This window comes from Litchfieldia alkalitelluris (assembly GCF_002153425.1).
Lineage (GTDB): Bacteria > Bacillota > Bacilli > Bacillales > Salisediminibacteriaceae > Evansella > Evansella alkalicola.
The window spans coordinates 2,459,571-2,486,283 of record NZ_KZ119600.1; the positions used below are offsets into that span (position 1 = coordinate 2,459,571).

20 protein-coding genes, 1 pseudogene and 1 riboswitch are annotated in these 26,713 nt (G+C 35.4%); of the genes and pseudogenes, 15 read left to right on the forward strand and 6 right to left on the reverse strand.

Annotated elements, in window-relative coordinates; all coding sequences use genetic code 11:
• Window positions 1-33: 33 nt before the first annotated feature.
• A riboswitch (Lysine riboswitch) is annotated at window positions 34-228 on the reverse strand.
• Between the two features lie 320 nt (window positions 229-548).
• The 6 genes from BW724_RS11755 to BW724_RS11780 all read left to right on the forward strand — a co-directional run bounded on the left by BW724_RS11755 (window position 549) and on the right by BW724_RS11780 (window position 7,679).
• The gene (locus BW724_RS11755; RefSeq protein WP_088075402.1) at window positions 549-1,184 is read left to right on the forward strand and encodes a YgjV family protein; all 636 of its coding nucleotides are present in this window, start codon (window positions 549-551) and stop codon (window positions 1,182-1,184) included.
• A 292-nt stretch (window positions 1,185-1,476) separates the two neighbouring features.
• A complete protein-coding gene (gene trpB / locus BW724_RS11760) occupies window positions 1,477-2,646 on the forward strand; it encodes a tryptophan synthase subunit beta (RefSeq protein ID WP_088075403.1) in 1,170 nt (389 codons plus the stop codon).
• Window positions 2,647-2,778: 132 nt separating this feature from the next.
• Window positions 2,779-3,606: a PRD domain-containing protein gene (locus tag BW724_RS11765; protein ID WP_088075404.1), complete on the forward strand. Its 828-nt coding sequence runs from the start codon at window positions 2,779-2,781 to the stop codon at window positions 3,604-3,606.
• Window positions 3,607-3,803: 197 nt separating this feature from the next.
• On the forward strand, window positions 3,804-5,180 hold the full coding sequence (locus BW724_RS11770) for a sucrose-specific PTS transporter subunit IIBC (protein ID WP_088075405.1): 1,377 nt from the start codon (window positions 3,804-3,806) through the stop codon (window positions 5,178-5,180).
• A gap of 91 nt (window positions 5,181-5,271) precedes the next feature.
• Window positions 5,272-6,219: an aminoimidazole riboside kinase gene (locus BW724_RS11775; protein ID WP_088075406.1), complete on the forward strand. Its 948-nt coding sequence runs from the start codon at window positions 5,272-5,274 to the stop codon at window positions 6,217-6,219.
• A gap of 11 nt (window positions 6,220-6,230) precedes the next feature.
• Window positions 6,231-7,679: a glycoside hydrolase family 32 protein gene (locus BW724_RS11780; RefSeq protein WP_088075407.1), complete on the forward strand. Its 1,449-nt coding sequence runs from the start codon at window positions 6,231-6,233 to the stop codon at window positions 7,677-7,679.
• Between the two features lie 109 nt (window positions 7,680-7,788).
• Here the strand turns inward: BW724_RS11780 and gdhA are convergent, their stop codons facing one another.
• Window positions 7,789-9,165 carry an NADP-specific glutamate dehydrogenase gene (gene gdhA, locus BW724_RS11785; RefSeq protein ID WP_088075408.1) on the reverse strand — a complete coding sequence of 459 codons (1,377 nt, stop codon included), beginning with the start codon at window positions 9,163-9,165 and terminating at the stop codon, window positions 7,789-7,791.
• 170 nt (window positions 9,166-9,335) lie between these two features.
• On the opposite strand from gdhA, the gene BW724_RS11790 reads away from it, so the two are divergent.
• From BW724_RS11790 to xerS, 9 genes and pseudogenes are all read left to right on the forward strand, one after another.
• Window positions 9,336-10,241, forward strand: a complete 906-nt coding sequence (locus BW724_RS11790; protein WP_088075409.1) for a glutamate biosynthesis transcriptional regulator GltC — start codon at window positions 9,336-9,338, stop codon at window positions 10,239-10,241.
• 149 nt (window positions 10,242-10,390) lie between these two features.
• Window positions 10,391-12,298 (forward strand): asparagine synthase (glutamine-hydrolyzing), encoded by a 1,908-nt coding sequence (gene asnB, locus BW724_RS11795; protein ID WP_088075410.1) that lies wholly within the window; start codon window positions 10,391-10,393, stop codon window positions 12,296-12,298.
• Window positions 12,299-12,454: 156 nt separating this feature from the next.
• Window positions 12,455-13,588, forward strand: a complete 1,134-nt coding sequence (locus tag BW724_RS11800; RefSeq protein WP_088075411.1) for a GAF domain-containing sensor histidine kinase — start codon at window positions 12,455-12,457, stop codon at window positions 13,586-13,588.
• A complete protein-coding gene (locus BW724_RS11805) occupies window positions 13,578-14,237 on the forward strand; it encodes a response regulator (RefSeq protein WP_088075412.1) in 660 nt (219 codons plus the stop codon). Before BW724_RS11800 ends, BW724_RS11805 begins: the two co-directional genes overlap by 11 nt.
• A 198-nt stretch (window positions 14,238-14,435) precedes the next feature.
• On the forward strand, window positions 14,436-14,957 hold the full coding sequence (locus tag BW724_RS11810; protein WP_088075413.1) for an NADPH-dependent FMN reductase: 522 nt from the start codon (window positions 14,436-14,438) through the stop codon (window positions 14,955-14,957).
• The gene (locus BW724_RS11815) at window positions 14,954-15,319 is read left to right on the forward strand and encodes a VOC family protein (RefSeq protein WP_235848954.1); all 366 of its coding nucleotides are present in this window, start codon (window positions 14,954-14,956) and stop codon (window positions 15,317-15,319) included. The genes BW724_RS11810 and BW724_RS11815 overlap by 4 nt, the downstream gene beginning before the upstream one ends.
• Before the next feature lie 100 nt (window positions 15,320-15,419).
• A pseudogene (locus BW724_RS11820) lies at window positions 15,420-15,888 on the forward strand (VOC family protein).
• 17 nt (window positions 15,889-15,905) lie between these two features.
• Window positions 15,906-16,466, forward strand: a complete 561-nt coding sequence (locus BW724_RS11825) for a Rossmann-fold NAD(P)-binding domain-containing protein (protein WP_088075414.1) — start codon at window positions 15,906-15,908, stop codon at window positions 16,464-16,466.
• Window positions 16,467-16,625: 159 nt separating this feature from the next.
• On the forward strand, window positions 16,626-17,711 hold the full coding sequence (gene xerS, locus BW724_RS11830) for a tyrosine recombinase XerS (protein ID WP_246596135.1): 1,086 nt from the start codon (window positions 16,626-16,628) through the stop codon (window positions 17,709-17,711).
• 126 nt (window positions 17,712-17,837) lie between these two features.
• Here the strand turns inward: xerS and BW724_RS11835 are convergent, their stop codons facing one another.
• The 5 genes from BW724_RS11835 to parE all read right to left on the reverse strand — a co-directional run bounded on the left by BW724_RS11835 (window position 17,838) and on the right by parE (window position 26,332).
• A complete protein-coding gene (locus tag BW724_RS11835; protein ID WP_088075415.1) occupies window positions 17,838-18,974 on the reverse strand; it encodes a Ger(x)C family spore germination protein in 1,137 nt (378 codons plus the stop codon).
• Entirely contained in the window at window positions 18,971-20,077 is a 1,107-nt protein-coding gene (locus BW724_RS11840; protein ID WP_176371391.1) for a GerAB/ArcD/ProY family transporter, read from the reverse strand. Before BW724_RS11840 ends, BW724_RS11835 begins: the two co-directional genes overlap by 4 nt.
• Before the next feature lie 39 nt (window positions 20,078-20,116).
• Window positions 20,117-21,589, reverse strand: coding sequence for a spore germination protein (locus BW724_RS11845; RefSeq protein ID WP_088075417.1), 1,473 nt, complete (start codon window positions 21,587-21,589; stop codon window positions 20,117-20,119).
• Window positions 21,590-21,820: 231 nt separating this feature from the next.
• Window positions 21,821-24,358 (reverse strand): DNA topoisomerase IV subunit A, encoded by a 2,538-nt coding sequence (parC, locus tag BW724_RS11850; RefSeq protein WP_088075418.1) that lies wholly within the window; start codon window positions 24,356-24,358, stop codon window positions 21,821-21,823.
• Window positions 24,359-24,361: 3 nt separating this feature from the next.
• The gene (gene parE / locus BW724_RS11855; RefSeq protein ID WP_417891427.1) at window positions 24,362-26,332 is read right to left on the reverse strand and encodes a DNA topoisomerase IV subunit B; all 1,971 of its coding nucleotides are present in this window, start codon (window positions 26,330-26,332) and stop codon (window positions 24,362-24,364) included.
• Window positions 26,333-26,713: the final 381 nt, after the last annotated feature.

Here is a 26,713-nt window from a genome sequence, read left to right on the forward strand (position 1 = left end):
TGTTGCATGGAATAATAGTCACGATTCATTCCAGCGTGAGATAGCCCTCCATATAGTCTTTTTATGCAAGAGACCATATGACAGTTCTGCATTTATTAAATAACAGACCCAGCAACAAGCCCATGAGTAGACCGTTACTTCGGCATATCCCCCTTTCCACATTCCTTTTAACGGACCCCATTATCCTATAGAATGTGTACTAATGGTCAATGCACCTCTAAACTCACTTCAAATATTATTGAAGTCAAGAATATGAACTTTGTCTACACCTTAACAGAAATAATGGGTTATTGCAATACTCTGAAGGTTTTTCAGAATATATAGTTTTAAATCTGGGTTTTTATATTTGCTCGTTATAAGTATAGGTTGTACCAAGACTTAAACAACATAAGAAACAAATAATGGACGCTTATAATTAAGAGATAATGAGAGAAAACTAAACGTTGTCAGGGATAATTTTGGATTAATATATTAGAAAATGTTAGCATAGGTAAGTGGTTGTATTCGACAAAATTGGACTATGTTTATATTAGAAAGGGATGGAGAAAGTGACAATTAATTGGTTAGAATGGTTAGGATATTTAGCATCGCTTATTGTATTAATATCACTATTAATGAGTTCTATAATAAAGTTAAGATGGATTAATTTAATCGGTTCCAGTATCTTTTCTTTGTATGGGTTTTTAATAGGGGCCTTGCCAGTTGGATTCATGAATCTTGGTATTGCAATCATCAATGTATATTACCTATACAAAATTTATCAGTATAAGGAGTATTTCAAATTACTTCCTATAGATGCAGGTTCACAGTATTTCACACATTTTCTAACTTTCTATAAAGAGGAATTGGAAAAATACGGAAACAAAACCTCTTTTGATATGAAAGACTATGAGGTGAGCTTTTACATTTTAAGAAATATGGTGCCAGCAGGGGTTTTTATTGCATCAAAACATAATGAAAATACGTTAGAAATAGAGCTTGATTTTGCCATACCTGAATATCGTGATTTCAAAATAGGAAACTATATATACGACCACAGTAAACACTTCTTTACGGAAAAAGGATATAATACCTTAGTAAGTTACACCACCAATGAAAAGCAGATGAATTATTTGAAAAAAATAGGATTTAGTGAGCAAAAGGACGGTAGGGGAAACCTCTATTTTAAGAAAGAATTAAATTAACTTGTTATGAGGCTGGATATAATTCGAGTGATTAACTGGAAATCCGAACATTATTTAACTTTGGAGAAGTATTTTTTTACGAATCCTATGTTCGGTTTTCTCATGTGTTAAACACTTTTGTCCAAGCCTTTTTATTTTGTAACTAACATGGTTTATTATATTGACAAATCCCATTCATAGCAGATAAAATTACGATTAAGTAAATCTTTCCTGCATTAAAGTGCTATGGTAAGTTTTTGCTTAAGCTGAGATTAGAAAGACGAGACGAGAAAAGATGAGGAGAGTGGAGAAAATGAATGAAACAACAGTTCAAAACAAAGGTTATTTTGGTGAGTTTGGAGGAAGTTATGTTCCACCAGAATTACAGGAAGTATTAGATGGACTAGCAGAGCAATTTGAAAAGTACAAAAACGATGAAGCATTCAACGAAGAGTACAAATATTACTTAAAGGAATTTGTGGGGAGAGAAAACCCTCTTACCTTTGCAAAACATCTGACAGAGGAATTCGGTGGTGCGAAAATTTACTTGAAACGAGAAGATTTGAACCACACTGGAGCCCACAAAATAAATAATGTCATTGGTCAAATTTTATTAGCTAAAAGAATGGGTGCAAAAAGAATTATTGCAGAGACTGGGGCTGGTCAGCACGGAGTCGCTACGGCTACTGCATGCTCTATGTTTGGTATGGAATGCATTATATATATGGGGAAATTAGACACAGAGAGGCAAGCTTTAAACGTATTTCGTATGGAACTACTAGGAGCTAAAGTAGTCTCTGTAGATAAAGGACAGGGTAGATTAAAGGACGCAGTTGATGAGGCGTTAGGTGACCTAGTTCAAAATTATAAAAATACCTTTTATTTACTAGGTTCAGCAGTTGGACCACACCCATACCCATCAATGGTAAAACATTTTCAATCTGTTATTAGTGAAGAATCTAAACGACAGATTTTAGAAAAGGAAGGACGCCTCCCAGATGCAGTTATTGCTGTAACAGGTGGGGGAAGTAATGCTATTGGATCATTTGCCCATTATATTGATGAGCCTTCCGTTCGATTAATTGGTATAGAGCCTGATCAAGCAGCAACTTTAACGAAGGGGACTCCAACCGTTATTCACGGTTTTAAATGTCTTTGTCTTTTAGATGAAGAGGGCAATCCTCAGCCGACATATTCGATTGCTGCAGGACTTGATTATCCAGGTATTGGACCAGAGCATAGTCATCTTAAAACAAGTGGTCGGGCAGAATATTATACTGTAACAAAAGATGAAGTATTAGATGCCTTTAAGCTACTATCGAGGAAAGAGGGAATTATTCCAGCATTGGAAAGTGCACACACTGTTGCATACGCGAAGAAACTCGCTCCAACATTAGATAAGGACCAGATAATTATTTTAAACATATCTGGACGGGGCGATAAAGACGTTCAACAAGTTTTTGAAATGCTAAATTCAAAATAATTTACTACTCCGAGGGTACAGTTTAACATGTGCCACTCGGAGTATTTATTTTGCTTACCATTTGCATTCAAGCAGTACAAATGATTTAATTATTTCCATATTAGAATTTATATTAGTTATTATAGAGGGGCTATCTCAATGCGTATTTCTCGAATATTAAATAACAACGCCATCGTTGTCATACACGGGGAACAGGAAAAAATTGTGATGGGAAGCGGAATTGCTTTTCAAAAAAGTAAAAATGACATCGTTCCTCAATCAAAGATTGAAAAAGTCTTTGTATTACATGAACATACATCTGAAAAATTTCAACAACTACTTTCTACATTACCAGAAAAACATATTGAATTAGCTGAATTAATAATTGATTATGCAGAAGGTTATCTAGAGGAACCATTGCATGATCATATACACATTGCGTTAACAGACCATTTGTCCTTTGCAATTGAAAGAATCGAACAAGGATTTACCATTCAAAATAAATTAACAAATGAAATAAAACTGCTTTATCATAGAGAATTTCAAATTGGTCTTTGGGCAAGAAAATTAATAAATGAAACAATCAACATAGAAATTCCTTTAGATGAAGTTGCTCATATCGCTCTCCATATTCACACTGCTAAAATAGGTGGAAAATCAATGTCTGAATCAATGGAAAAAGCTTCAATCATCCGTGATTTTATTGAGCTAGTTGAAAGACATCTAAACATAAAGGTGAATGAATCTAGTATTAATTATCAAAGGTTAATTACCCATTTACGCTTCGCATTAAATCGAATGGCTGAGGGAAGTGATTTTGACCCAATTGACCCAGATATGCATCAGCTCATAAAAGAAAAGTATAGTTCTGTTTACGAAATATCAGAAGCAATAGCATCAAAACTTAATGAAGACTATAAAATAAATTTCCCATCATCAGAAATTGCTTATATAACATTGCATCTACAAAGATTAATTTAAAAAATAAGTTTAATATTGACGTGAGCGCTTTCATCTTGTAAAATTGTTTTTATTGAAAAATAGCATATTGTAGGATTGTTACTGATCATGCAGGCAAGACCTAAAATGTATAAAGTTCCATGGAATAGGACTACCTATTACTATGTAAACTTTGTATATTTTAGGTCTTTTTATGCTTTTAAGGAGGATATTATAATATGAATCATGTTGAAATTGCAGAAAAATTAGTAGAATTACTTGGAGGTAGCGGTAACGTCGTTAGTGCAACCCATTGTGCTACAAGGCTTCGGCTCGTTATTGATAATGAAGATCTAGTAAAAAAAGAAGAAATTGACGACTTAGATGGTGTAAAGGGTGCCTTCTTTAGTTCAGGACAATTCCAAATTATATTTGGAACTGGCACAGTTAATAAAGTATTTACTCACTTTGGACCATTAGTTGGAGCTACGTTGGAAGAAGAGGATTCTAATAAAAAGGAATCTCACAGCGATGCAGCGAAAAAGAAAATGAATCCATTTGCACGATTTGCTCGTACTTTATCTAATATATTCGTTCCTATTATTCCAGCAATTGTAGCTGCAGGTATGCTCATGGGGCTACTTGGAATGATGAATACGTATAACTGGGTCGATCCTGAAAGTGGACTCTTTGTTTTATTAGACATGTTTTCATCTGCATCTTTTATTATTTTACCAATATTAATTGGATTTAGTGCTGCGAAGGAATTTGGTGGTAATCCGTTTTTAGGTGCTGTAATAGGTGGAATTATGACACATCCACTCCTTTTAAATCCTTGGGGGTTATCGGATGCACAACCAGAGGTTCTTGATTTCCTCGGATTTGGAGTTGAGCTTTTAGGTTATCAAGGAACAGTTATACCTGTTTTATTAACTGTATATGCAATGTCACATATTGAAAAATCATTAAGGAAAGTTATCCCTAATATCGTTGATTTACTATTAACGCCATTCCTAACAGTCATTCTTACTGGCTTTGTTGCCATGCTAGTAGTTGGTCCATTAGGACGTGCCTTAGGTAATGGGATTACGGCAGCACTTGATTTTGTTTATAATACTGCTGGACCATTAGCTGGATTAATTTTTGGTGGGCTTTATTCTACTATCGTATTAACCGGTGTACATCACAGTTTCCATGCTATAGAAGCCGAATTATTAGTAAGTGTAGGAGGTAATTTCTTATTACCAATTTGGGCAATGGCCAATGTGGCACAAGGTGGTGCTACATTAGCAGTATTCTTCAAGACAAAAAACAATAAAGTAAAAGGTATTGCTTTACCAGCAGCAGTTTCTGCATTTTTAGGTATAACGGAACCTGCCATCTTTGGGGTAAACTTAAGATACCGACGACCATTTATTGGTGCAGCCATTGGGGGAGCACTAGGAGGGTTTTACGTTGTATTTACACAGGTAATGGCAAATGGAATCGGTCTAACAGGTGTTCCTATGTTCGCCATTGCAAAAGATCCGCTTAACTATGGTATTGCGTTTCTTATTGCAATCGTAGGAGCATTCGTTGCAACATTATTATTAGGATGGAAAGAAGAAGGTAAATAAATCAAATTATATTATCCCTTACTAGTCTTATGACTAGTAAGGAGTATTTATATAGGGCTCAATAAGTAAATGAACGAGGAGGGTAAAAGATATGAAAAAAGGAATTATATCATTAGGAGAATCATTAATTGACTTTATCCCACTAGACAACGAGAACATCAATTATCAAAAAAGTCCAGGTGGTGCTCCTGCTAACGTCGCCGTTGGTGTAGCTAAGTTAGGCGCTAGATCAACTTTTTTAGGTAGAGTTGGGGACGATGTTTTAGGTAAATTTTTAGTGGAGACACTAGATACCTTTGGAGTAAAAACAAATCAAATGTTTTTAACAAAGGATATAAAAACTGGCGTGGTGTTTGTTACGAATGGAGATGATGGAGAGAGAAGCTTTGAATTCTTTATAAATCCGAGCGCTGACCGCTTTCTAAAAGTAGATGATATTGATGAACATGACTTTCTAAATCACAAGATCGTACATTTCGGATCAATCTCTATGATAAGTAATCCCGCTAAAGAAGCAACCATACATGCTGTGAAAATTGCAAAACAGAATGGTATGCTCATCTCATATGATCCAAATTTAAGACTAGGTCTTTGGCCATCTGAACAACAAGCTCGTGAAACTATTTCAACTATGCTGTGTGAAGTAGATTTCCTTAAAATCTCAGAAGAGGAATTAACATTTATTACAGGGGAAACTGAGGTCAATAAAGGAATGGAAGCATTAAAAGAGTATAGTATCCCTTTGACTATTATTACACTTGGTGCTGAAGGATGTTATGTTTATACTTCCGAAGGGGAGAAGCATGTCCCTGCAATGTCTGTGAAAGCCGTCGATACAACAGGTGCTGGTGATGCTTTTGTCTCAGGTATGCTATATCAACTAAACGAATATGCTGGGGACATTGATGATATCCCGCTTATTACAACTGTAAATATGGCTAGGTTTGCTTCAGTTTCTGGTGCTCTTGCTGCTTCAACGAAGGGGGCTATGACTGCTTTACCAACATTAAAGGAAGTAGAAAAACATCTACAAAATTAGAGGTGTCTATATTGGACTTGGATAAACAATTAAAGAAAAGAGTAAATGACGAGATCAAGGGTAATAAAAATAAAGTCGAAAAAGATCCATTTCGGTTACATTACCATATCATGCCACCAGTTGGGCTACTCAATGATCCAAATGGTTTTATATGGTGGAAAGGTCAGTATCACCTCTTTTATCAATGGATGCCATTTAAAACTGGTCATGGTGCAAAGTTTTGGGGACATTATAGCTCTACTGATCTGATACATTGGAAACATGAAGAATTGGCACTAGCTCCATCTGATTGGTACGATAAAAATGGATGTTATTCTGGAAGTGCCATTGATTTTGAAGGGAAATTACATCTCCTTTATACAGGAAACGTAAAGGATGAAAGTGGCAATCGTGAAACTTATCAGTGTCTAGCAGTATCTGAGAACGGGATTAACTTTGAAAAAAAAGGACCTATATTAAATTTACCATCTCAATACACTGCACATTTTCGTGATCCAAAGGTATGGGAACAAGATGATAAATACTTTATGGTTATTGGTGCACAAACCAAAGAATTAAAGGGTGCTGTTGCCTTGTTTTCATCAAATAATTTAACTGACTGGACTCATGAAGGAATGATAGCAGGTGGGGGAGAGGGGAAGTTAAAAAACTTTGGTTATATGTTTGAGTGTCCTGATTTATTTCATTTAAATGGTCATGATGTTCTAATTTTTTCTCCGCAGGGAATAGAGGCTTGTGAGATGAAGTATAACAATGTATATCAATCGGGATATGTCATCGGAAAGTTTGACTCAAAAAATTGTGTTTATACTCATGGAGACTTTGAAGAATTAGACCGCGGTTTCGATTTTTATGCCCCTCAAACCACTATTGATAATGATGGTCGAAGGATCTTAATTGCTTGGATGAGTGTTCCAGACCAAAATGAACAGGACCACCCTACAACAGAATATAAATGGCTACACAACATGACTATTCCTCGTGAACTGTCAATAGTTGAAGGTAGAGTTCGTCAGAAACCAGCAATAGAACTAAAAGAACTACGTCAAAATTTTTCAGAAGGATATGTCAAGTTAGATAAAGAATCCAAGGCTATCAACTTTAGCGAAGGGGAGACTTTGGAATTACAACTAGATGACGTTGATATTCCGAATGGTATGCTCGAATTAACTTTATATGGAAATGCTAGATTACTCTATTCTAATGAACACTCTGTTTTTACAATGGAACGGAAAAGTTATGTTGATGGTACGATTGAAAAACGTCAATGTAAACTTGATAAACTACATTCCTTAACTATATTTATTGATACATCATCTATTGAAGTATTTGTAAACGATGGTGAGGAGTCGTTTACAATGCGTTTTTATCCATACAAAAATGACAAGGTCATTCAGGTTGGTTCTACAGAAAAATGTCAATTTAAGTACCAAGTCTGGAACTTAAAAAAAGTATTTTGAATGGAAGAACAGCACATGCTTCCCCCTATGGAAACGGGATTGGTTTATAATATCATCACATATCATCACAAAAAACATCCGCTACTCAAAGGTAACGGATGTATTTTATTTAGATAACACCTTGTGTAATCATCGCATCTGCAACTTTTATGAATCCTGCAGCATTAGCTCCAACAACTAAATTACCAGGCATTTCACATTCTTCGGCAGCTGCAACACTGTCACGATAGATGTTTTTCATAATTACTTTTAACTTATTATCAACTTCTTCAAATGTCCAAGAAAGTCTTGCACTATTTTGGGCCATTTCTAATGCAGAAACTGCAACTCCACCAGCATTAGCTGCTTTAGCAGGACCAAAAAGGACTTTATTGTCTAAAAAGACATCAATAGCTTCTAATGTTGAAGGCATATTTGCACCTTCACCAACAGCTTTAACACCATTAGATACTAAAACTTTAGCAGCCATTTCATCAATTTCATTTTGCGTTGCACAAGGAAGAGCAACATCACAAGGAATAGACCAAATTCCTGAGCAACCTTCAAAATAAAGTGCTCCTGGGTGATCCTTCACATACTCACTAATACGCTTCTTCTCTACTTCTTTAAGGCGCTTAACTGAATCAAGATCAATACCATTTTTGTCATATACATAGCCACCTGAATCACTACATGCTACAACTTTAGCACCTAATTCCATTGCTTTTTCCATGGCATATATAGAAACATTACCTGATCCTGATACAACCACTGTGCTTCCATTTAAGCTTAAATCTTGATCTTTTAGCATTTCATCTACAAAATAGACAGTACCATACCCAGTTGCTTCTTTACGGGCAAGACTACCACCATAGCCAACACCTTTTCCAGTGAGAACACCGGCTTCATATGCACCACGAAGCCTCTTATATTGGCCGAACATATACCCAATTTCCTTAGCACCTACACCAATGTCACCAGCTGGTACATCTTTATCAGGACCAATATAATTACTTAGCTCGGTCATGAAGCTTTGCGTAAATCTCATGATTTCAGCATCAGATTTACCTTTTGGATCGAAATCTGATCCACCTTTACCACCACCAATTGGTTGGCCAGTTAAGGAATTTTTAAAAATCTGTTCAAATCCAAGAAACTTTATAATACTAGCGTTTACAGAAGGGTGGAAACGTAAACCACCTTTATAAGGCCCAATTGCACTGTTAAACTGTACACGATATCCTCGATTCACTTTTACATTACCTTGATCATCTACCCAAGGTACTCTAAAAGAGATCAGTCTTTCAGGCTCAACGATTCTTTCTAAAATAGCTTCCTTTATATAGATAGGATTCTTTGCTAAAACTGGTACTAAAGAGTCGAATACTTCTTTGACAGCCTGTAAAAATTCAGTTTCATGGGAATTACGTTGTTTTACCGTTTCATACACTTGATTGACGTATTCTCTTGCAACTTCTAGTTCAGTAACTTTTTCAACAGTTTTCATATTCCCCAGCCCCCTCAGCCGAAATTGTTATTATATCAATAATAAAAAATAATACAATTGTTAGATTTTCTACTATGTAGTATTTTATAATTATATAAACGATCTAATCAATATCAATTATAGATAAAATTAATGCAGAAATTAGATCAATCCTTGAAAGGTGGCATATTATGGAACTAAGACAGCTCCAATATTTCATAGAAGTTGCTAATAGGGAACACGTAACAGACGCTGCTGATGCTCTTCACGTAGCACAATCTGCTGTAAGCAGACAAATATCAAATCTTGAAAATGAATTGGGAGTTGATCTATTTATCCGTGAGGGGAGAAGGGTAAAATTAACTCCTATTGGTAAAATCTTTCTCGAAAGAATTGAACAAGCAATGAATGTAATAAATGATGCAACCAGGGAGGTAGAGGAATACTTAGATCCAGAAAAAGGAACAATTCGTATCGCATATCCAATCAGTTTAGCGGCTTACACTCTACCTACAGCTATATACGCCTTTCGCATGCAATATCCAGATGCAAAATTTTATTTAAAGCAGGCCCTTTACGGCGAGTTAATCGATGGCGTCATAAAAGGGGACTTTAATATGGCATTAATTGCACCTGTTCCAATGGAAGAGAAAAAAATTAAAAGAAAGATCCTCTTTACGGAGGAAGTGGTAGCATTATTACCTATTCATCACCCATTAGCCAATAAATCTCAGTTAAGCTTAAGAGATCTCAAAGATGATCCATTTGTTATGCTTCCAGACGGATTTAAATTTAGACAAATTGTAATAAAAGCCTGTAATAAACTTGGTTTTCAACCAGATGTAGCGTTTGAAGGGGACGACATTGATGCCTTAAAGGGACTTGTGTCTGCTGGGCTTGGTGTAACATTAATGCCAGATGTTACGTTAGTAGATAGTTTGCCAAGAGCTACAGTAAAAATTCCGTTAATTGAACCAACCGTAACAAGAACAGTTGGTGTCATCACACCGAGCGACAGAGAATTACTTCCAACAGAAGAATTATTTTATGAATTCCTTCAGGAGTTCTTTTCTAGGTTAAGTTATTTTAAAGATTAGCAAACACAAACAACATTTCATTTTTATTAAGGTAATTTTGAAACCTATCAAAAAAAGCCTTCGTCTTATTACTGAAATTAGTAGTAAAACGAAGGTTTTTTATTTTCCCTGTACAGCAATTACTAATTTTAAAAAGGAGCAAAGCTATTATGTGTGGAATTAACAGTTATTTAAGTTTTAGCAATCAGAGTATAAATCCGACCATACTACAACAGATGTCAGATAATATGATACATAGAGGACCAGATGATGAAGGATTTTGGATAGAGAAAACAATTGGAATGAGTTTTCGGAGATTATCAATCATAGACACGGAAGGAGCACAACAACCGATATTGAATGAAAATGAAACAATAGTAATGATATGTAATGGTGAAATTTACAATTACCGTGTGCTTCGTAATGAATTAGAAGCTAAAGGACATCACTTTAAAACAGACGGAGATACTGAAACCATCATTCATTTATATGAAGAATATGGTATAGATTGTGTTCACCATTTACGAGGGATGTTTTCTTTTATATTATGGGATAAGAAGACTAATACCTTGTTCGGAGCACGAGATCATTTCGGAATAAAGCCTTTCTATTATTTATTTGATGAGCAAAAATTAATCTGCTCTTCAGAACTAAAAAGTATTTTAAAAGTAAGTAATCAATCCCATTCACTTGATCCTCAAAGTCTAGTACATTATTTAACCTATCAATATGTTCCTGAACCTAGAACTATGGTAAATGGTATAAATAAACTATTACCAGGTCACAGGTTGATATGTAGAAACCAATCTCTCAAAATCGAAAGATATTGGGAACCGACTTTTCAACCAAAGGAACAAGATGTTGAGGTGGTGAAGGAAAAAATTCTTACAACACTACAAGAGTCTGTAAAACTTCATATGCAAAGCGATGTAACGTTAGGTAGCTTCTTATCTAGTGGAATCGATTCAACTGCCATAGCTGCAATCATGCGGAAAGAAACGAAATTCCATACGTTTTCAGTTGGTTTTGAAGGAGAACAGAACGAATGTACTGTTTCTAGGAAAACTGCTGAAATACTTGACACTTATCATCATGAATGGATCATTAAAGAAGATGAGTATTTTGAAGCTGTTAATTCTAGTGTTTGGGCACAAGATGACCCAGTTGCAGATCCTTCTGCTGTTGCCTTGAATTTGCTATCCCAATTAGCCTCTGAACATGTAAAAGTTGTTTTATCGGGGGAAGGGGCAGATGAACTGTTTGGAGGTTATCGAATATATCAGGAACCATTTGCAATACGCCACATTCAATTGATGCCAGAGATTGTAAAAAATATTCTTCACCAAACCATAAAGCACTTCCCGAAGTTTTATGGTAAAAACTATATAATACGTGCCACAACTCCGATAGAGAAACGCTTTATCGGAAATGCGAAAATCTTTACTGACGATATGGTTGAGATTCTTAATGATAATAAAATGCAATATCAATATGTTGATGCATTTGAATGGGCTGAGCAGTATTATAACCGTGTAAAAGAACACGACGATATTACCAAAATGCAGTTTATAGATTTAAGCTTATGGCTTCCAGGTAACATTCTTGCCAAAGGAGACAAGATGTCTATGGCTCATTCTTTAGAATTACGTGTACCTTTTTTAGACAAAAAAGTATTTGAAGTCGCAAGTCAAATTCCAACTGAATATCGTGTTAATCGAAACAGAACAAAAAAAATAATGAGAGATGCTTTACAAGGGATTGTTCCAGAACACGTGTTAAACAGACCGAAATTAGGATTCCCAGTTCCATTAAGGCAATGGTTACGGGGATTACGTGGAGAAGAATGCCTTGATGTAATCAAATCTAGCGGTTTAGATCAGTACATAAATATAGACTATGTAGATGCGTTGTTCAGACAGCATCAAACTGGTAAAATCGATCATTCAAGAAAAATATGGAGCTTATATACTCTATCTCAATGGAAAGTTATGTTCTTAGACAGATATCAATCCTCAATTTTTGAACAAGAAATTCAAAAAAATGTAGTTTATGATGGTCATGCCGAATTATATGCTTAATAAAGAGGGGTGAGACTAAAACTACGACTTTTGTCGTAGTTTTTTTGCTTCTAAAAAAGGATTTCCTCTATTTACACTTTTCATATAATGTATATGAATGGTTTCATGTATGATAAAAATATAAATCTATTTTGAAAATTGTGGAGGTTACCCATCGTGAATCGTAACGAAGAGTTGTTTCTGATTAAATCCATTGCAGAGTTATTAAATAAAGAAACAAAGATGGAGGAAATGCTACAAGAAGTATTAAATCTTCTTTTAGAGCTTAGTAATCTACAAACTGGTTGGATATTTTTATTTGATGAACAACATGATTTCCAACTTGTTGCTTATGCGCATTTACCTGAAGCCTTAGAGTATAAAAAGAGAAAACACCTATGTGAAGGAGGATGCCGTTGTATTGATAGGTGTCTCGGAGGAAAACTTTTGAAAGCTACGAATATCATTGAATGTGAGCGCATCGAGTATGCTATTAATGAAAAACGGGGTAATCATGAAGGAATTATCAGACACGCTTCTGTTCCCATTAAGTCAGGTGACCATTTGTATGGTTTATTAAATGTTGCTTCTCCACACAAACTCCAATTTAATCATGATGAACTTCACATTTTAGAATCTGTTGCTTTTCAAATAGGAACAGCATGTGCAAGAATTCGATTATCTGAGCAAGAGAAAACGATGCACATATTAGAAGAGAGGAATCGACTTGCAAGAGACCTTCATGACTCAGTAAACCAAAACTTATTTTCTATCATGTATACTGCAAAAGGCACAAAAGGAATCTCAGATAACCTAGATATCCATGAATCTTTAGACGAAATTTATAACCTTTCCAAAGAGTCTTTAGCAGAAATGAAGGACTTAATATGGCAACTACGTTCAGATTACATAAAAGAGGGGCTTAAAAGGAGATTTGAGAGATATGGTAAGAAACTTAAATTATCTGTTACCTGTCACTTTTATGAAGAAAAATTACCTGGGTATTTAGAAACCACGATATGGAAAATTGGTCAGGAAGCATTGAATAATGTGTCAAAACATGCAAATGCCTCTAAAGTATTCATAAATTTAACAGTAGATACACAATCCCCGTACGTTACCTTCGTAGTTGAAGATAATGGGTGTGGTTTTATAGTTGATCAAGCATCAACTGGTTTTGGTCTTACAAGTATGAGAGAGAGAGCTAATTTAATAGACGGGAATTGCTACATTACAAGCAAGCTTAATAAGGGAACAACTGTTTCTGTACATATCCCCTTGAGAAAGGAAGGTAATACGATTGGAAACTAACAAAAACATAAAGATACTAATAGCTGATGATCACCATGTTGTAAGGAAAGGACTTACTTTTTTCTTTGCGAATGAAGAGACTGTCGAAGTTATTGCAGAAGCAAAAAACGGCATCGAAGTAATAGAAGCAATGGAGCGTGGCACTCCAATCGACGTTATTCTCATGGATTTGTCTATGCCAATAATTGATGGAGTGGAAGCAACCAAAAGACTGAAGGAACGATTTCCATCTATTAAAATACTCGTTCTTACAAGTTTTGAAGATCAAGAACATGTTATATCCGCAATTCGTGCAGGAGCTGACGGTTATTGTTTAAAAGATACAGAACCTGAGAACTTAATAGAAGCTATCATACGAGTTTATAAGGGTAATAAAAATATTGATCCTAAGGTAGCTAATCACCTTTTTGAACATGTAAATAAGGAAGAAGCAGATGATATAAAAGCACTAAAAGATTTAACAAAAAGGGAAAGGGAAGTATTAAAGGAAATAGGAAAAGGTAAAAGTAATCAGTGTATAGCCGAGTCACTTTATATATCTGAAAAAACGGTTAAAACACATATTACAAATTTATTATCAAAACTACCAGTAAATGATCGTACGCAAGCTGCTTTGTTTGCAGTCAAACATAAAGTTATAGAAGATTAAGCTTTATTATTACTTCACCTTAACCAGCAAATGAATTCCATTCAGGCTGGTCTTTTTTTATATTAAATATCTAAGACTATTGTCTGAGAATAATTCATCATAGTAACTAATTTTTTTCAAACTCACCTCCGATTTGATCATTTGAACAAATGTTTAAAATGTAAGTATCAAAAGAAAATCAAAAAGGAGAGATGAGTGATGAATCAATTAGTCATAAGCGGATCACCAAGAAATGCAAGTGTATCAAGTCATGTTGGAAAGTGGCTAGAAAAGGAATATCAGATCAGACATATAGACTTATCTGATCAAAGACTTCCAATCTTTGATGGGGAGGAAGAGACCATTGATCGCCCTGAAGTTAAAAAGTATTTAAAAACTATTATTGAAGCTGATGCACTTATAATTATTACACCAGAATATCACGGTGCAATGAGCGGTGCATTAAAAAATGCTTTGGATTATACTAGCTCTGACCATTTTGTTGATAAACCAGTTTTAATCATTTCCATTGCAGGTGGAGGAAAAGGAGGAATTAATGCTTTAAACAATTTGAGAACAGTTTTAAGGTCTCTGTATGCAGAAGTATATTCCAGGCAAATGGTTATAGATGCGCCTAATTTAAATCAGGCAGAAACATGGGCTAAACTATCTGATTTAGTTCAAATGTTTAGTCAAAAAAATAAACTGGAATGGATACCAAGGGAGGTGATGGGCTTATGATACAAGGTATTTTCGAAACACATGTGCATGTCAGAGATTTAGAAGCGGCAAACGAATTTTATGAAAACCAACTTGGTTTGAAGAAAGTGCTCACATTAACAGATCGTAAGGTAATCTTTTTTGAGTTTCCAAATCAATCACAAATATTTGGTATCTGGGAAAAAACAGAGGAAGAGTGGACACGAAGTCATTTTGCTTTTGAAGTTAATGTATCTAGGTTAAAAAGCGGGATAACTTGGCTCAACAACAAAGGAATAGAAGCTGTAGAGTCGTTTGGATTAGAACCACTTGAGCCCATCGTTCATACTTGGGTTCCTATGGCCAGTATTTATTTCAAAGATCCAGATGGAAATTCTTTATAATTTGCTGCGCGCTTACCAGGAAATGCTGATAGAACGCCCGATATTCTTTACTTAAGCGATTGGGAGCGTAACAGGAAAATAGAAGGGGAGGGGATATAACATGATTGAAGGATTATATGAAGTGCATTTACCTGTAGAGAGTATAGACATATCAATCCCATTTTATAAAAAGTTAGGGTTAGAGTTAGCATGGAAAGATGAAGATACAGCATTTTTCTGGATTGAGAAGGGGAAGTCTTGGTTAGGATTATGGGAAGGAAAGCAGTACAAAATCCCTTATCACCCTTCGATTAGACATATCGCTTTTCGAACAACATATAAAAATTAAAAAAAAATCAATAGCTAGATTAGAATCATTGAATATTGAGCCTATATCTTTTGGAAGAAGAACATCTACAGATCCTTTTATACGTCCATATCAAGGGAATGCATCTGTCTATTTTGAAGACCCAGATGGAAACAGTTTAGAATTAATGTGTTATATAGACGTTCCAAATGAAGGTCAAGAAATGACTGAGAAGTATTCAATTGAGGAATGGGAGAAAATTACTTTCAAAAATGATAGGTAGGGGGAAGGAGGTAGTTCATGAATCTTGGAAACGTAATTATATTAGGTGGGACTGGCATGCTAGCAAGAGCCTCTGGTTGGATTTCAACTCATGCTGAAAATACAATCATATATGGAAGAGATAAAAGAAGGTTAAAACAAATAGAAAACATGTATGATGAACATGGACTTTTCACAAGAGAGTTAGACTATACTAAAACATCGTCTTTAATAAAGGAAATATCTGATGCACATAGACAATATGGTTCAATCAATCTAATAGTAGCATGGATTCATAGCACTGCACCCAATGCGATACCAACTATAATCAAAGAAGTAAGCAAATTCCAACAACAGGAACGTTGGAGTCTGCTGATTATTAAAGGTAGCAGCAGTGACTTATCAAGTATTATAAAAACTGAAAATATAATTCCTAGAAATTGCGATCTTAAAGAAGTGCAATTAGGTTTCTACTATGATGGTTTAACATCCAGGTGGTTAACACACGAAGAAATTTCTAATGGTATTATTGAAGTCATTAAGTATGATTTAAAAAGAAAGGTCGTCGGTACATTAGAGCCTTGGGATAAACGTCCATAAATCATTTATATAAGATGAGGGAGAAGTGACTGCACGAAATTTTTCAGAAATTCATCTTCTTTCTCATTGTCATATTATTACGTAAAATATAAATTTGACGTAATAAACATTGAAAATTAAATCTAGTTGGTATAAAATAACATTAACGAGGTGATTATATTGTCCAATAACACACAGCAACAACATTATTTAAAACTACAACAATTACTCAAAGATTTGCCATGGTACGTTGAAGAATACATTAACCACAAACGTAGAAAGCTATCAGCAGCATCATTATTAAATTACGCTCATGATTTTAAGATTTTCTTCCAATGGCTCGTAACTGAAAGCTTACATAAAGGTGAAATGAAAAATACCCCTCTCGAGTTGTTGGAATCCCTAACAATACAAGAAGCTGAAAGTTTTCTCAGTTTCCTAGAATACGAGATGAACAATAAAGAAGTAACTGTTAATAGAAAGTTATCAGCATTAAAATCATTATTCAACTACTTACAAAACATCGCAGAAACACGTGATTTGAAACCATACATACAACGAAATGTCATGGCAAAAATCGAGTTTAATGAACTTAAAGAAAGTATGGAAACTATCGCTAATAAAATGGAAGGTAAAATACTCTTAGGTGACGAGTATGAAAAATTTAGGCAGTTTATTGCACATGATTATGGCCACCTATTTAAGGATAATAAGAAAAAGTATAACTTCCACTTGTTAAATAAAGAACGGGACACAGCGATTGTATCGCTAATTTTAGGCTCAGGCCTACGGCTCTCAGAGGTTGTGAATTTAAATTTAGACGACATTGATCACAGTAAGTTCACTGCAAGAGTGATTAGAAAAGGAAACAAAGAACAATATGTTTACTTCAGTAAACTAGCAATGGATGACTTACAAGCATATTTGCGTATTCGAGAAGCTCGTTATAAGGTTGATAAGTCAAATAAAGCCCTGTTCATAGCTGCTGCAATGGGCCCAAAAGGAAAACCGCGGAGATTAACTGCTAGATCTATAGAAAAGTTAATCGAAAAATACGCTTTAGCATTCGGTAAACCTTCATTGTCAGTCCATAAATTAAGACATTCCTTTGCAACCAGGTATCATGCAGAAGTTAATGATGTACCTAAATTAAGAAGGCAACTAGGTCATTCCTCTATACAAACGACGATGATTTATACGCACATTAGTAATGATGATTTAAAGCATGCTGTTGATAAAATGGATATACCCAAAGACGAAAATTAAAGTTTTTGGGATTTTCTTTTTTAGCACTAGTTTACATAATATAGTTTATCGGAACTAATAATAAAATAAAAGATTCCATCTCAATTGAAAAGAATACTTCAAGTTTTGAGACGGAATCTGAATTTTTTATCTGCCTAGTTTCTTTTTTTCTAGTACGCTCCGTTGTCCTGTTTGTTCTACTTCTATTTCAACATTTACAGTTACATTTGAATCTACCCACCCTGTTTCCTCCCAATCTAAAGTTTTATAAAACTCATAATTTTTTGCCCAGATTTCATGTCCAATTAACCATGGTTCCACATTGATATCTTTCATTTTTTGTATAGTTCTTTCGGTTTCTTCCTTTATCTCCTCCTCAAGCTTCTCTTGTATTTTATTTAAATGGTCTTTTGTTGTTCTAAAATCATGCTCTGACAAATGGACAATTTCGGCCTTACCACTAATATCTAAAGTTAGGTCTACTGGATTTGTTTTCTCATAATTAATGTCAACAGTTGAACCTACCCTTGCTGAAACTGTAACCTCATGCCCTTCTTGATCAAATGCTACGTTATAATTCATATTTTCTAATATACGATGCTTAATAAGTTCACTTTTTCCAGCCTCTGAACCAGTTAACTCACCTACTAATTTACCTTTATGAAAAACGGCCATATCTTCTATTACAATGTTGACGTCATTATATGCAAAAGGTAAAGTAGCTGCATTAAAAACCATATTCATATCTCTTCGAAATTCAAATAATTTTACCTCCCTTGATCTAGAAAGCTTTTGATCTGCATTAAAAAAACGATCTAGATAAAGGCTAGGTAAAGAAATCAACGGTGACTCCTGATCTAAAAAATCATTTACCTCATTCCTACTCCTAACCACAACTAAATATACTTGGTTTGCTAAAGGAGCTCTACGATCTAATAAATCTAAAACTTCATATACCCCAGATCTAGCCAAATTTTCCCCAATCACTACGGCTTTTAGGTGACCAAAAAATAAAACAGTTGGTGTATATGCTTCAATATTAGAAATAGCTTCCCAAAGAGTCTCCCCTTTTCCAGATATTGTTTCAAACTCACTCGCACTCAATCCGCCACCTTCTTGCGGTGTAATAACTGGTACTTGCATGGTGATAATAAAATCATCTGTTTTCTGATCTTTATCAATCCCCATTCCTAAAATCATCGTTCGCTGATCAATTTCTCTTGAATCTGTAGTACAAGACGTACAGAGTATCAATGCTATTATCACTAAACCAAACTTTTTCATGTCTCCCCTACTCCTTTTTTCTTACGGAATTTCAAATAGAGTAATATAAGAAAAGGAACCATTAAGGAAACAGAAAGCATGTTTAAATTATACGGTCTCCAATCAAAACTTGTAATACTAGGAGTTATTAGCATTAATATTACAATAATCGAAGAAACAAGAGTGATATAGATCCACTCTCTTTTTGGTTTTACAGGCACGATTTGTTTACATAAAGTAGCAGTAAACCAGATAAATATTAATCCTATTTTAAAAAATGACATCACCCATACAGTTAAGAAAAATAAGTCTAGACGCTCAAATAATCCAGTTGGTGACGTAGTAGTCTGCATTAAAGCGGTAACTGGTGATAAGAGTGTTAATGCCTGATCATAACCAAAAACCCCTAGTGTAGTAATACATATTAGTACGTACGTTGCCATGATAGAAAGTAAACTAATGATGATAGGTTTAAATACTTTCACATCTTTTTTCACCAGAGGTAAGAATGCAAAAACCGTCACAATACCACCATATCTTGTAACTTCCGATAATGAGCTTTTCATAAACGTTAGTACATCTACACCCAAGTAAGGAGGAATATTTACCCAACGAAAATCCTCTGAGAACAAAAATCCTATGAGCGTAATAACTAAAAGTATCTCATGAAAATAAATGACGACGATCATTCTTGAAATGGCATGGATACCGTAAAGTGCAGAAGCACCAACTGTAATCAAAAAGGCTATTCCGATTATCCACTGTTCCGTATCCTGCATCATATAAGTTTGAACTATAATTATTAAGCTCTTAACAATAAAGAGTAAGCTGTACAGACAGCTACCAATAAAATATAAAATAACAGGGTAGTAAATCCATGATTTACTATTTTTTTTTAAGAGACTAAACATATCTCTCTCTTGATGTTTGTCCACTACTTTTTTCCACAAGAAAATTAGTAAAAGATAAGGAATTACTGCCGCCATTACTTTAAAATAAGCACTACGAATCTCCTCCTGTGAAATATACGGAAGAAACATGAAGCCAATTGTAACAGCTGAACAATAAGTAAAGGTAAATAGCTCTACACTTCCTAATTGGGAGTATTTATTTTGAATATTCATTGTTATCATCCTATTCATGACAAGTTTAAGAGCACAACCTTACCTTTTTGGAAGAAAAAATGTCTTGAAGCGCTTGCCGTCAAATGGCGCAAATGGATACATATAAGGTTTGTTCATGGAATCTAGTTTGCATAGATGAATTAATAAAAATCCTACAGCTAGTGTTAGTCCGTATAGTCCGAGCAGTGTCGAAACACCTACTAGAAGGTACCGGATGATACGCCATGACGACACAAATTCCCAGCTAGGCATGGTGAATAATGCAATGGCAGTAAACGCAATGACTATAACCATCGTATGGCTGACAATCCCAGCTTCAACAGCTGCAGTACCTATGACTAAACCGCCAACAATACCTATCGTTTGTCCGACGAAACTAGGTAATCTAATACTGGCTTCAATAAGTACATCTAAAGCAAACATCATTAAAAAGGCTTCAGCTGTAGCTGGTAATGGAATTTGCACCCTAGATTGAGCTACGCTAATAGTAAGTGTGGTAGGTATTAGTTCAGGTTGAAATGCAACTAGTGCTACATATAGTGCCGGTAAAATTGTTCCTATAAATAAACTCGCAAGCCTTAATAAGCGAATAAATAGTAAATTCCATTTTACAAGAAAAAAATGGTCCTCACTCGTTTCTATTAAATCCATTAAGGTTACTGGTGTAACCACGCAAAAAGTAGAATTATCTATAAATAAGGCTACTTTACCTTGTATTAGAGAAAGTGCAACTAAATCTGGCCGTTCAGACATTGTTGCTTGCGGAAAAATAGAGTTTGGGTGTTTTGAAATATATTTTGTTAGTTGACCTATGGAGAGTAAATGCTCTTTATGATAGGAATTCAATAGTTGATCTAAGTGATCAAGTACTTCTGGTTGACAATACTGGTCTAAATAAACGGCAGCTACTTGTGTTTTACTAACTACTCCTATTTCATAACCTTTCGATTTCAGTCGCGGGTCCTTAATAAACTGACGCATAATACCAACATTTTTGCGACTGTCTTCTATAAAACCAAATTTGGCGCCATATACTTGATATTCCGTTGTAGGATCCCCAGGCGTACGATCTTGCTTTTCTGCTAAATAAACAATGATTGGGTCCAATTGATCCACATGTAAAAGAATATTTCCGTCTAAGATACTTTCGACTGCCATCTTCCAGTCAGTAACGAATTCATACTTAGTAACAGTAAGAATACTTCCAAGATGTTCTGTATTATTAATATAATCGACATGTTGAAGGAGTGGCTTTATGACGCTCTCTTCAAGCTGTGGTTGACTAATTAATGCTGAAAAGTAGCATATGTACACGGATCTGCCTGTTAAAAGATGAAAATCCCTTTCAGAGAAATCAAAGCTCTCAGAAAAGATTTCATTGCATTTTTGCTTTACTGAGATCGTTGATCTAGGTAGGTGATCATGAATATTTGTATGTGTCGATAAATATTCTTCAAAAGAAAGCTCATTTATTGGGTCTCCCTGCTTTCTTTTCATTAATTTACTAAACATGCCTTCACCTCCCTCACATGTTTTTATTATGGAATTTTTAGCAAAAGTTATGCAGTAGTTTAACTTTTAGTAAGATCATGTGAAATAAACTTTTGGATATATATATATCTTGTTTACATAATAAAAGTATGGTAACTAAGTGTTAAAACTTTCGGGGACCAGGTCCCCGAAAGTTTTGTGAACATAAAAAAACCTTAGTGGTCTTCCCACTAAGGTTTTCGTTATTTGATCCTAGAACAATGTTGGTTGTCCATCATCATCTAGATTTTTTTTTTTTGATTCCACATCAACAGTTTTTTTCATATTATCTTGTGTTGGAGAAGACGAGCTATCATTGCCTTCCTCCTCTTCACCTTTTTCCACCCAAACTTCTTTTACATCACCTGTGTCTTCTGTATCAAAGATAAATGATCCATTTGTATAACGATCATTATACCTTACATCTTTAACATCTATCGAATCTATTGCCCCATTTTCTACTTGAACCCATACTTTATCATTGTTTTCAACTGGAACAAGTGCGGCAACACGATGTGGCTGTCGCTTCAACTCTTTTAACATAACTAGGCCACGCTTCGCACGACTTGTTTTTTCAAAAATACTTAGTTTCATCTTTTTAAATGCTGCTCGCTGCGTTACTAAGAATAAACTAGGTAAACCCTTTTCCTTCATAAATGCAAAGCAGCTAACAACATAATCATCTTGCTTCAAATTAATAGATTTAACACCAGCAGTTCGCTGCCCAGTAATGCTTACTTCTTCCTCCGAATACCACAATCCGTATCCATTTCTAGTTGCAACAAAGAGATCTGTCATACCATCTGTTAGGGATACGTAGACAACTTCATCATCCTTTTTCAATTTAACAGCCATCAACGCCTTTGAGTTTCTTTGTGCTTTATACTCAGAGAGTACAGACCTTTTAACCATTCCATTTTTCGTTGCAAACAATAAGTACTTATCATCTGAAAATTCTTTTATTGGAATAGCAGTAATAATGGTATCATCATTATCCATGGAAACGATATTAGCTACATGCTGGCCACTGTCTTTCCAACGTATTTCTGGTAATTGATGGACTGGAATAAATAAGAATGAACCTTTCTTTGTAAACAATAATAAGGTATCAGTTGTATTCATTTCTATAGACGACAGAAGTCTGTCCGTTTCCTTCATACCTGGATTATCACCATTTGAAGCACTATATGAACGCATACTTGAGCGCTTTACATAACCTTCTTTTGTAACAGTGACCATGACATCTTCAGAAGGAATAACAACCTCTAGATTTATCTTTAAGTCTTCAATTTCATTTTCAATTTTCGTTCGACGAGGATTATTAAATGTCTTTTTAATAATTTTCATCTCACGTTTTATTTCACTAATGAGGTTTTTTTCACTAGCTAATATGCTTTCTAGCGCTTCAATTTGTTTCTTTAGTTCGTCTGCCTCTTCTTGAAGAGTTGTAATATCCGTATTCGTTAAGCGATATAGCTGTAACATCACAATTGCTTCAGCTTGAGGTTCACTAAACTGAAATTTCTGTTGTAGGTGGTTTTTCGCATCTCTTTTATCCTTTGAAGCCCTAATCGTTTCAATGACCTCATCTAAAATTGAGATTGCCTTCATAAGCCCTTCAACAATATGCGCACGTTCCTTTGCCTTAGTTAAGTCAAATTTGGTGCGACGTGTCACTACATCCTTTTGATGGTCAATATAAGAAGAAAGCATCTGTTTTAAGCCCATTAACTTAGGTGTCTTATTGGAGATTGCCACCATATTAAAATTATATGATACTTGTAAATCTGTATTTTTATATAGATAGTGAAGGATTCCTTGTCCATCTGCATCTTTCTTCAGCTCGATGACAATTCTTAAACCAGTACGGTCAGTATCGTCACGCACCTCTGCAATTCCATCTACTTTTTTATCAATGCGGAGCTCGTCCATTTTTTTAACTAGATTCGCTTTATTAACTTCATAAGGGATTTCAGTTATAATGATTTGCTGTTTGCCACCGCGCAATTCTGCAAACTCTGCTTTTCCGCGTAAAACAATCTTTCCTTTTCCCGTCTCATAAGCCTTCTTTAAGCCTTCAACCCCCTGGATAATCCCTCCAGTTGGAAAGTCAGGTCCTTTAATATGTTTCATGAGGTCATCAACTGAGCACTCTGGGTTTTCCATATGGAAAATGGCAGCATCAATTACTTCTCCCAACTGGTGCGGGGGAATATCTGTTGCATAACCACTTGAAATGCCAGTAGATCCATTTACAAGCAAATTAGGATATCTTGCTGGTAAAACAACAGGTTCCTCTAATGAATCATCAAAGTTGAGCATAAAATCAACTGTATTTTTCTCAATATCACTTAATAATTCAGAAGATATCGCTGACAGCCTCGCCTCCGTATAACGCATTGCTGCAGGGGGGTCACCGTCAATAGAACCATTATTCCCATGCATTTGTATCAGCATTTGGCGCATTTTCCAATCTTGACTCATTCGAATCATTGCATCATATACGGAAGAATCACCATGTGGGTGATAGTTACCGATTACGTTACCAACTGTTTTAGCGGATTTTCGAAACGGCTTATCTGAAGTATTTCGGTCCATATGCATGGCATACAAAATTCTCCGTTGTACTGGTTTAAGACCATCTCTCGCATCTGGTAACGCACGGTCTTGTATAATGTATTTACTATAGCGTCCGAACCTGTCCCCAATAACATCCTCTAAAGGCAGGTCTAAATAACCTTTTTCCTGCAAGGATTACTCCTCCTCTGTGACTAGCATATTTTGATTATCTAGTATATTCGTTTCTTCATTCAAACCAAATTCAACATTTCTCTCAATCCATTTTCTTCGAGGTTCAACTTTATCGCCCATTAAGGTGGCTACCCTTCTTTCAGCCCTAGCAATATCATCAATTCGTACCCTTACTAATGTCCTAGTATCAGGGTCCATGGTTGTTTCCCAAAGTTGAGTAGCATCCATCTCACCGAGTCCTTTATATCGTTGAATGATGTACCCTTTCCCTATCTTCTTAATTGCATCTTGTAAGCCTTCCTCATCCCAGGCATATTCAATTTTCTCTTTTTTCCCAGAACCTTTACTTACTTTATACAGAGGTGGAAGGGCAATATACACACGACCTGCCTCCACAAGTGGTCTCATATAACGATAAAAGAAAGTTAATAAAAGGACTTGAATATGAGCGCCATCCGTATCTGCATCTGTCATAATGACAATTTTGTCGTAGTTAATACTTTCTATATCAAAATCAGCACCAACATCTCCTCCGATAGCATAGATGATGGTCCGAATCTCTTCATTTTTCATAATATCAGCAAGCTTTGCCTTTTCCGTATTAATTACTTTTCCTCGTAATGGCAGAACCGCTTGGAATTTACGGTCACGCCCCTGCTTTGCTGATCCACCTGCAGAATCTCCCTCCACTAAATATAATTCATTACGTTGAGGGTTTCTTGACTGTGCTGGTGTTAATTTACCACTAAGCATGGCATCTTTTCGTTTGTTCTTCTTCCCGCTACGGGCATCTTCCCTTGCCTTTCTTGCTGCTTCTCTCGCCTGTGAAGCTTTGATCGCTTTACGTATTAAAGTATTGCTAACATCAGGATTTTCCTCTAGAAAGAAACTTAATTTTTCTGAAACGATGCTATCCACAGCAGAACGTGCCTGTGTCGTACCTAGTTTCCCTTTTGTTTGTCCTTCAAATTGTAGTTTATCTTCTGGTACCCTAACTGAAACGATTGCCGTAAAACCTTCACGTATATCATTTCCATCAAGATTCTTATCCTTTTCTTTTAAAAGTTGCAGTTTCCTAGCGTGTTCATTCACAATACGTGTAACTGCAGTCTTTGCACCTAATTCGTGTGTTCCGCCATCTCTCGTACGCACGTTATTTACAAAGGAAAGCATGTTCTCTGTAAAGGCGTCATTGTACTGGAATGCAAAATCCACTTCTATTCCGTCATGTTCCCCTTCAAAGGATACAACGGGATGAAGAGTTTCTTTTTCTTCGTTTAAATATTGTACGAATGCTTCCAAACCTGTTTCAAACTGAAACACTTCATGATCATTATCTTTGTCATCACGAAGGTCTTTGAGCTCGATTTTAAGCCCTTTTAGCAAAAACGCCGCTTCTCTTAATCGTTCAGCTAATGTATCGAAATGATATTGGGTTGTACTAAATATCGTACTATCCGGTTTGAAATGTACAGTCGTACCTGTTTTCCTCGTCTTACCGATCTTTTCAAGCGTAGTGACAGGATTTCCGCCTTTCTCAAATCGCTGACGATAAATAGTTCCATCACGATGAATGGTTACTTCTAACCATTCAGATAGTGCATTTACTACAGATGCACCTACACCGTGTAATCCTCCACTAGTCTTGTAACCGCCTTGGCCGAATTTTCCTCCTGCATGAAGCACGGTTAAGATAACTTCTGGCGTAGGTTTCCCTGTACGGTGCATTCCTGTTGGATAACCACGTCCGTTGTCTTTCACGCTTATACTATCATCTTTATGTATGGTGACTAGTATTTCGTCTCCATACCCAGCTAAAGCTTCATCCACAGAGTTGTCAACGATTTCGTACACTAAGTGGTGAAGACCTCTATGATCCGTACTACCTATATACATACCAGGACGCTTTCGAACTGCTTCTAAGCCTTCAAGGACTTGAATGGCGTCATCATTATAATTAAAATTCTCATTCATGGACAATTATTACTTCCCCTTTCTAAAAAACCGAACCATAAAACTAATATATAACATAACACAAGAACCGGTGTCTTTCGATTAATTATATGAAATAAATATATTGACTTAGCTAAATGTTAAGTCGAATGACTCATGATGTAGTTTATTTACAGATAAAAGATGTGTCAGTACTCATTACGATATAGAATAATTGCTCCTTTTGTCAATTGCATTTTTTATGTGAACAAGCAATAAATTCTTAGAAACTAACTATAAGCATTTATCACAAGAAAGAGTTTTAACGAAAAGTACCACGTGTTCTATATTTAAATCATACTATCTTTATGTATTTTGTCATGTGCTATGGAAGTATCATCTAGGACTTTCTAATTGAATCAG

Bases quoted from the DNA above. Each gene is read 5' to 3' on its own strand.
- trpB (WP_088075403.1), top strand. From the start codon at position 1,477: ATGAATGAAACAACAGTTCAAAACAAAGGTTATTTTGGTGAGTTTGGA.
- BW724_RS11770 (WP_088075405.1), top strand. From the start codon at position 3,804: ATGAATCATGTTGAAATTGCAGAAAAATTAGTAGAATTACTTGGAGGT.
- BW724_RS11775 (WP_088075406.1), top strand. From the start codon at position 5,272: ATGAAAAAAGGAATTATATCATTAGGAGAATCATTAATTGACTTTATC.
- gdhA (WP_088075408.1), bottom strand. From the start codon at position 9,165: ATGAAAACTGTTGAAAAAGTTACTGAACTAGAAGTTGCAAGAGAATAC.
- BW724_RS11790 (WP_088075409.1), top strand. From the start codon at position 9,336: ATGGAACTAAGACAGCTCCAATATTTCATAGAAGTTGCTAATAGGGAA.
- asnB (WP_088075410.1), top strand. From the start codon at position 10,391: ATGTGTGGAATTAACAGTTATTTAAGTTTTAGCAATCAGAGTATAAAT.
- BW724_RS11810 (WP_088075413.1), top strand. From the start codon at position 14,436: ATGAATCAATTAGTCATAAGCGGATCACCAAGAAATGCAAGTGTATCA.
- BW724_RS11815 (WP_235848954.1), top strand. From the start codon at position 14,954: ATGATACAAGGTATTTTCGAAACACATGTGCATGTCAGAGATTTAGAA.
- BW724_RS11825 (WP_088075414.1), top strand. From the start codon at position 15,906: ATGAATCTTGGAAACGTAATTATATTAGGTGGGACTGGCATGCTAGCA.
- BW724_RS11835 (WP_088075415.1), bottom strand. From the start codon at position 18,974: ATGAAAAAGTTTGGTTTAGTGATAATAGCATTGATACTCTGTACGTCT.
- BW724_RS11840 (WP_176371391.1), bottom strand. From the start codon at position 20,077: ATGAATATTCAAAATAAATACTCCCAATTAGGAAGTGTAGAGCTATTT.
- BW724_RS11845 (WP_088075417.1), bottom strand. From the start codon at position 21,589: ATGTTTAGTAAATTAATGAAAAGAAAGCAGGGAGACCCAATAAATGAG.
- parE (WP_417891427.1), bottom strand. From the start codon at position 26,332: ATGAATGAGAATTTTAATTATAATGATGACGCCATTCAAGTCCTTGAA.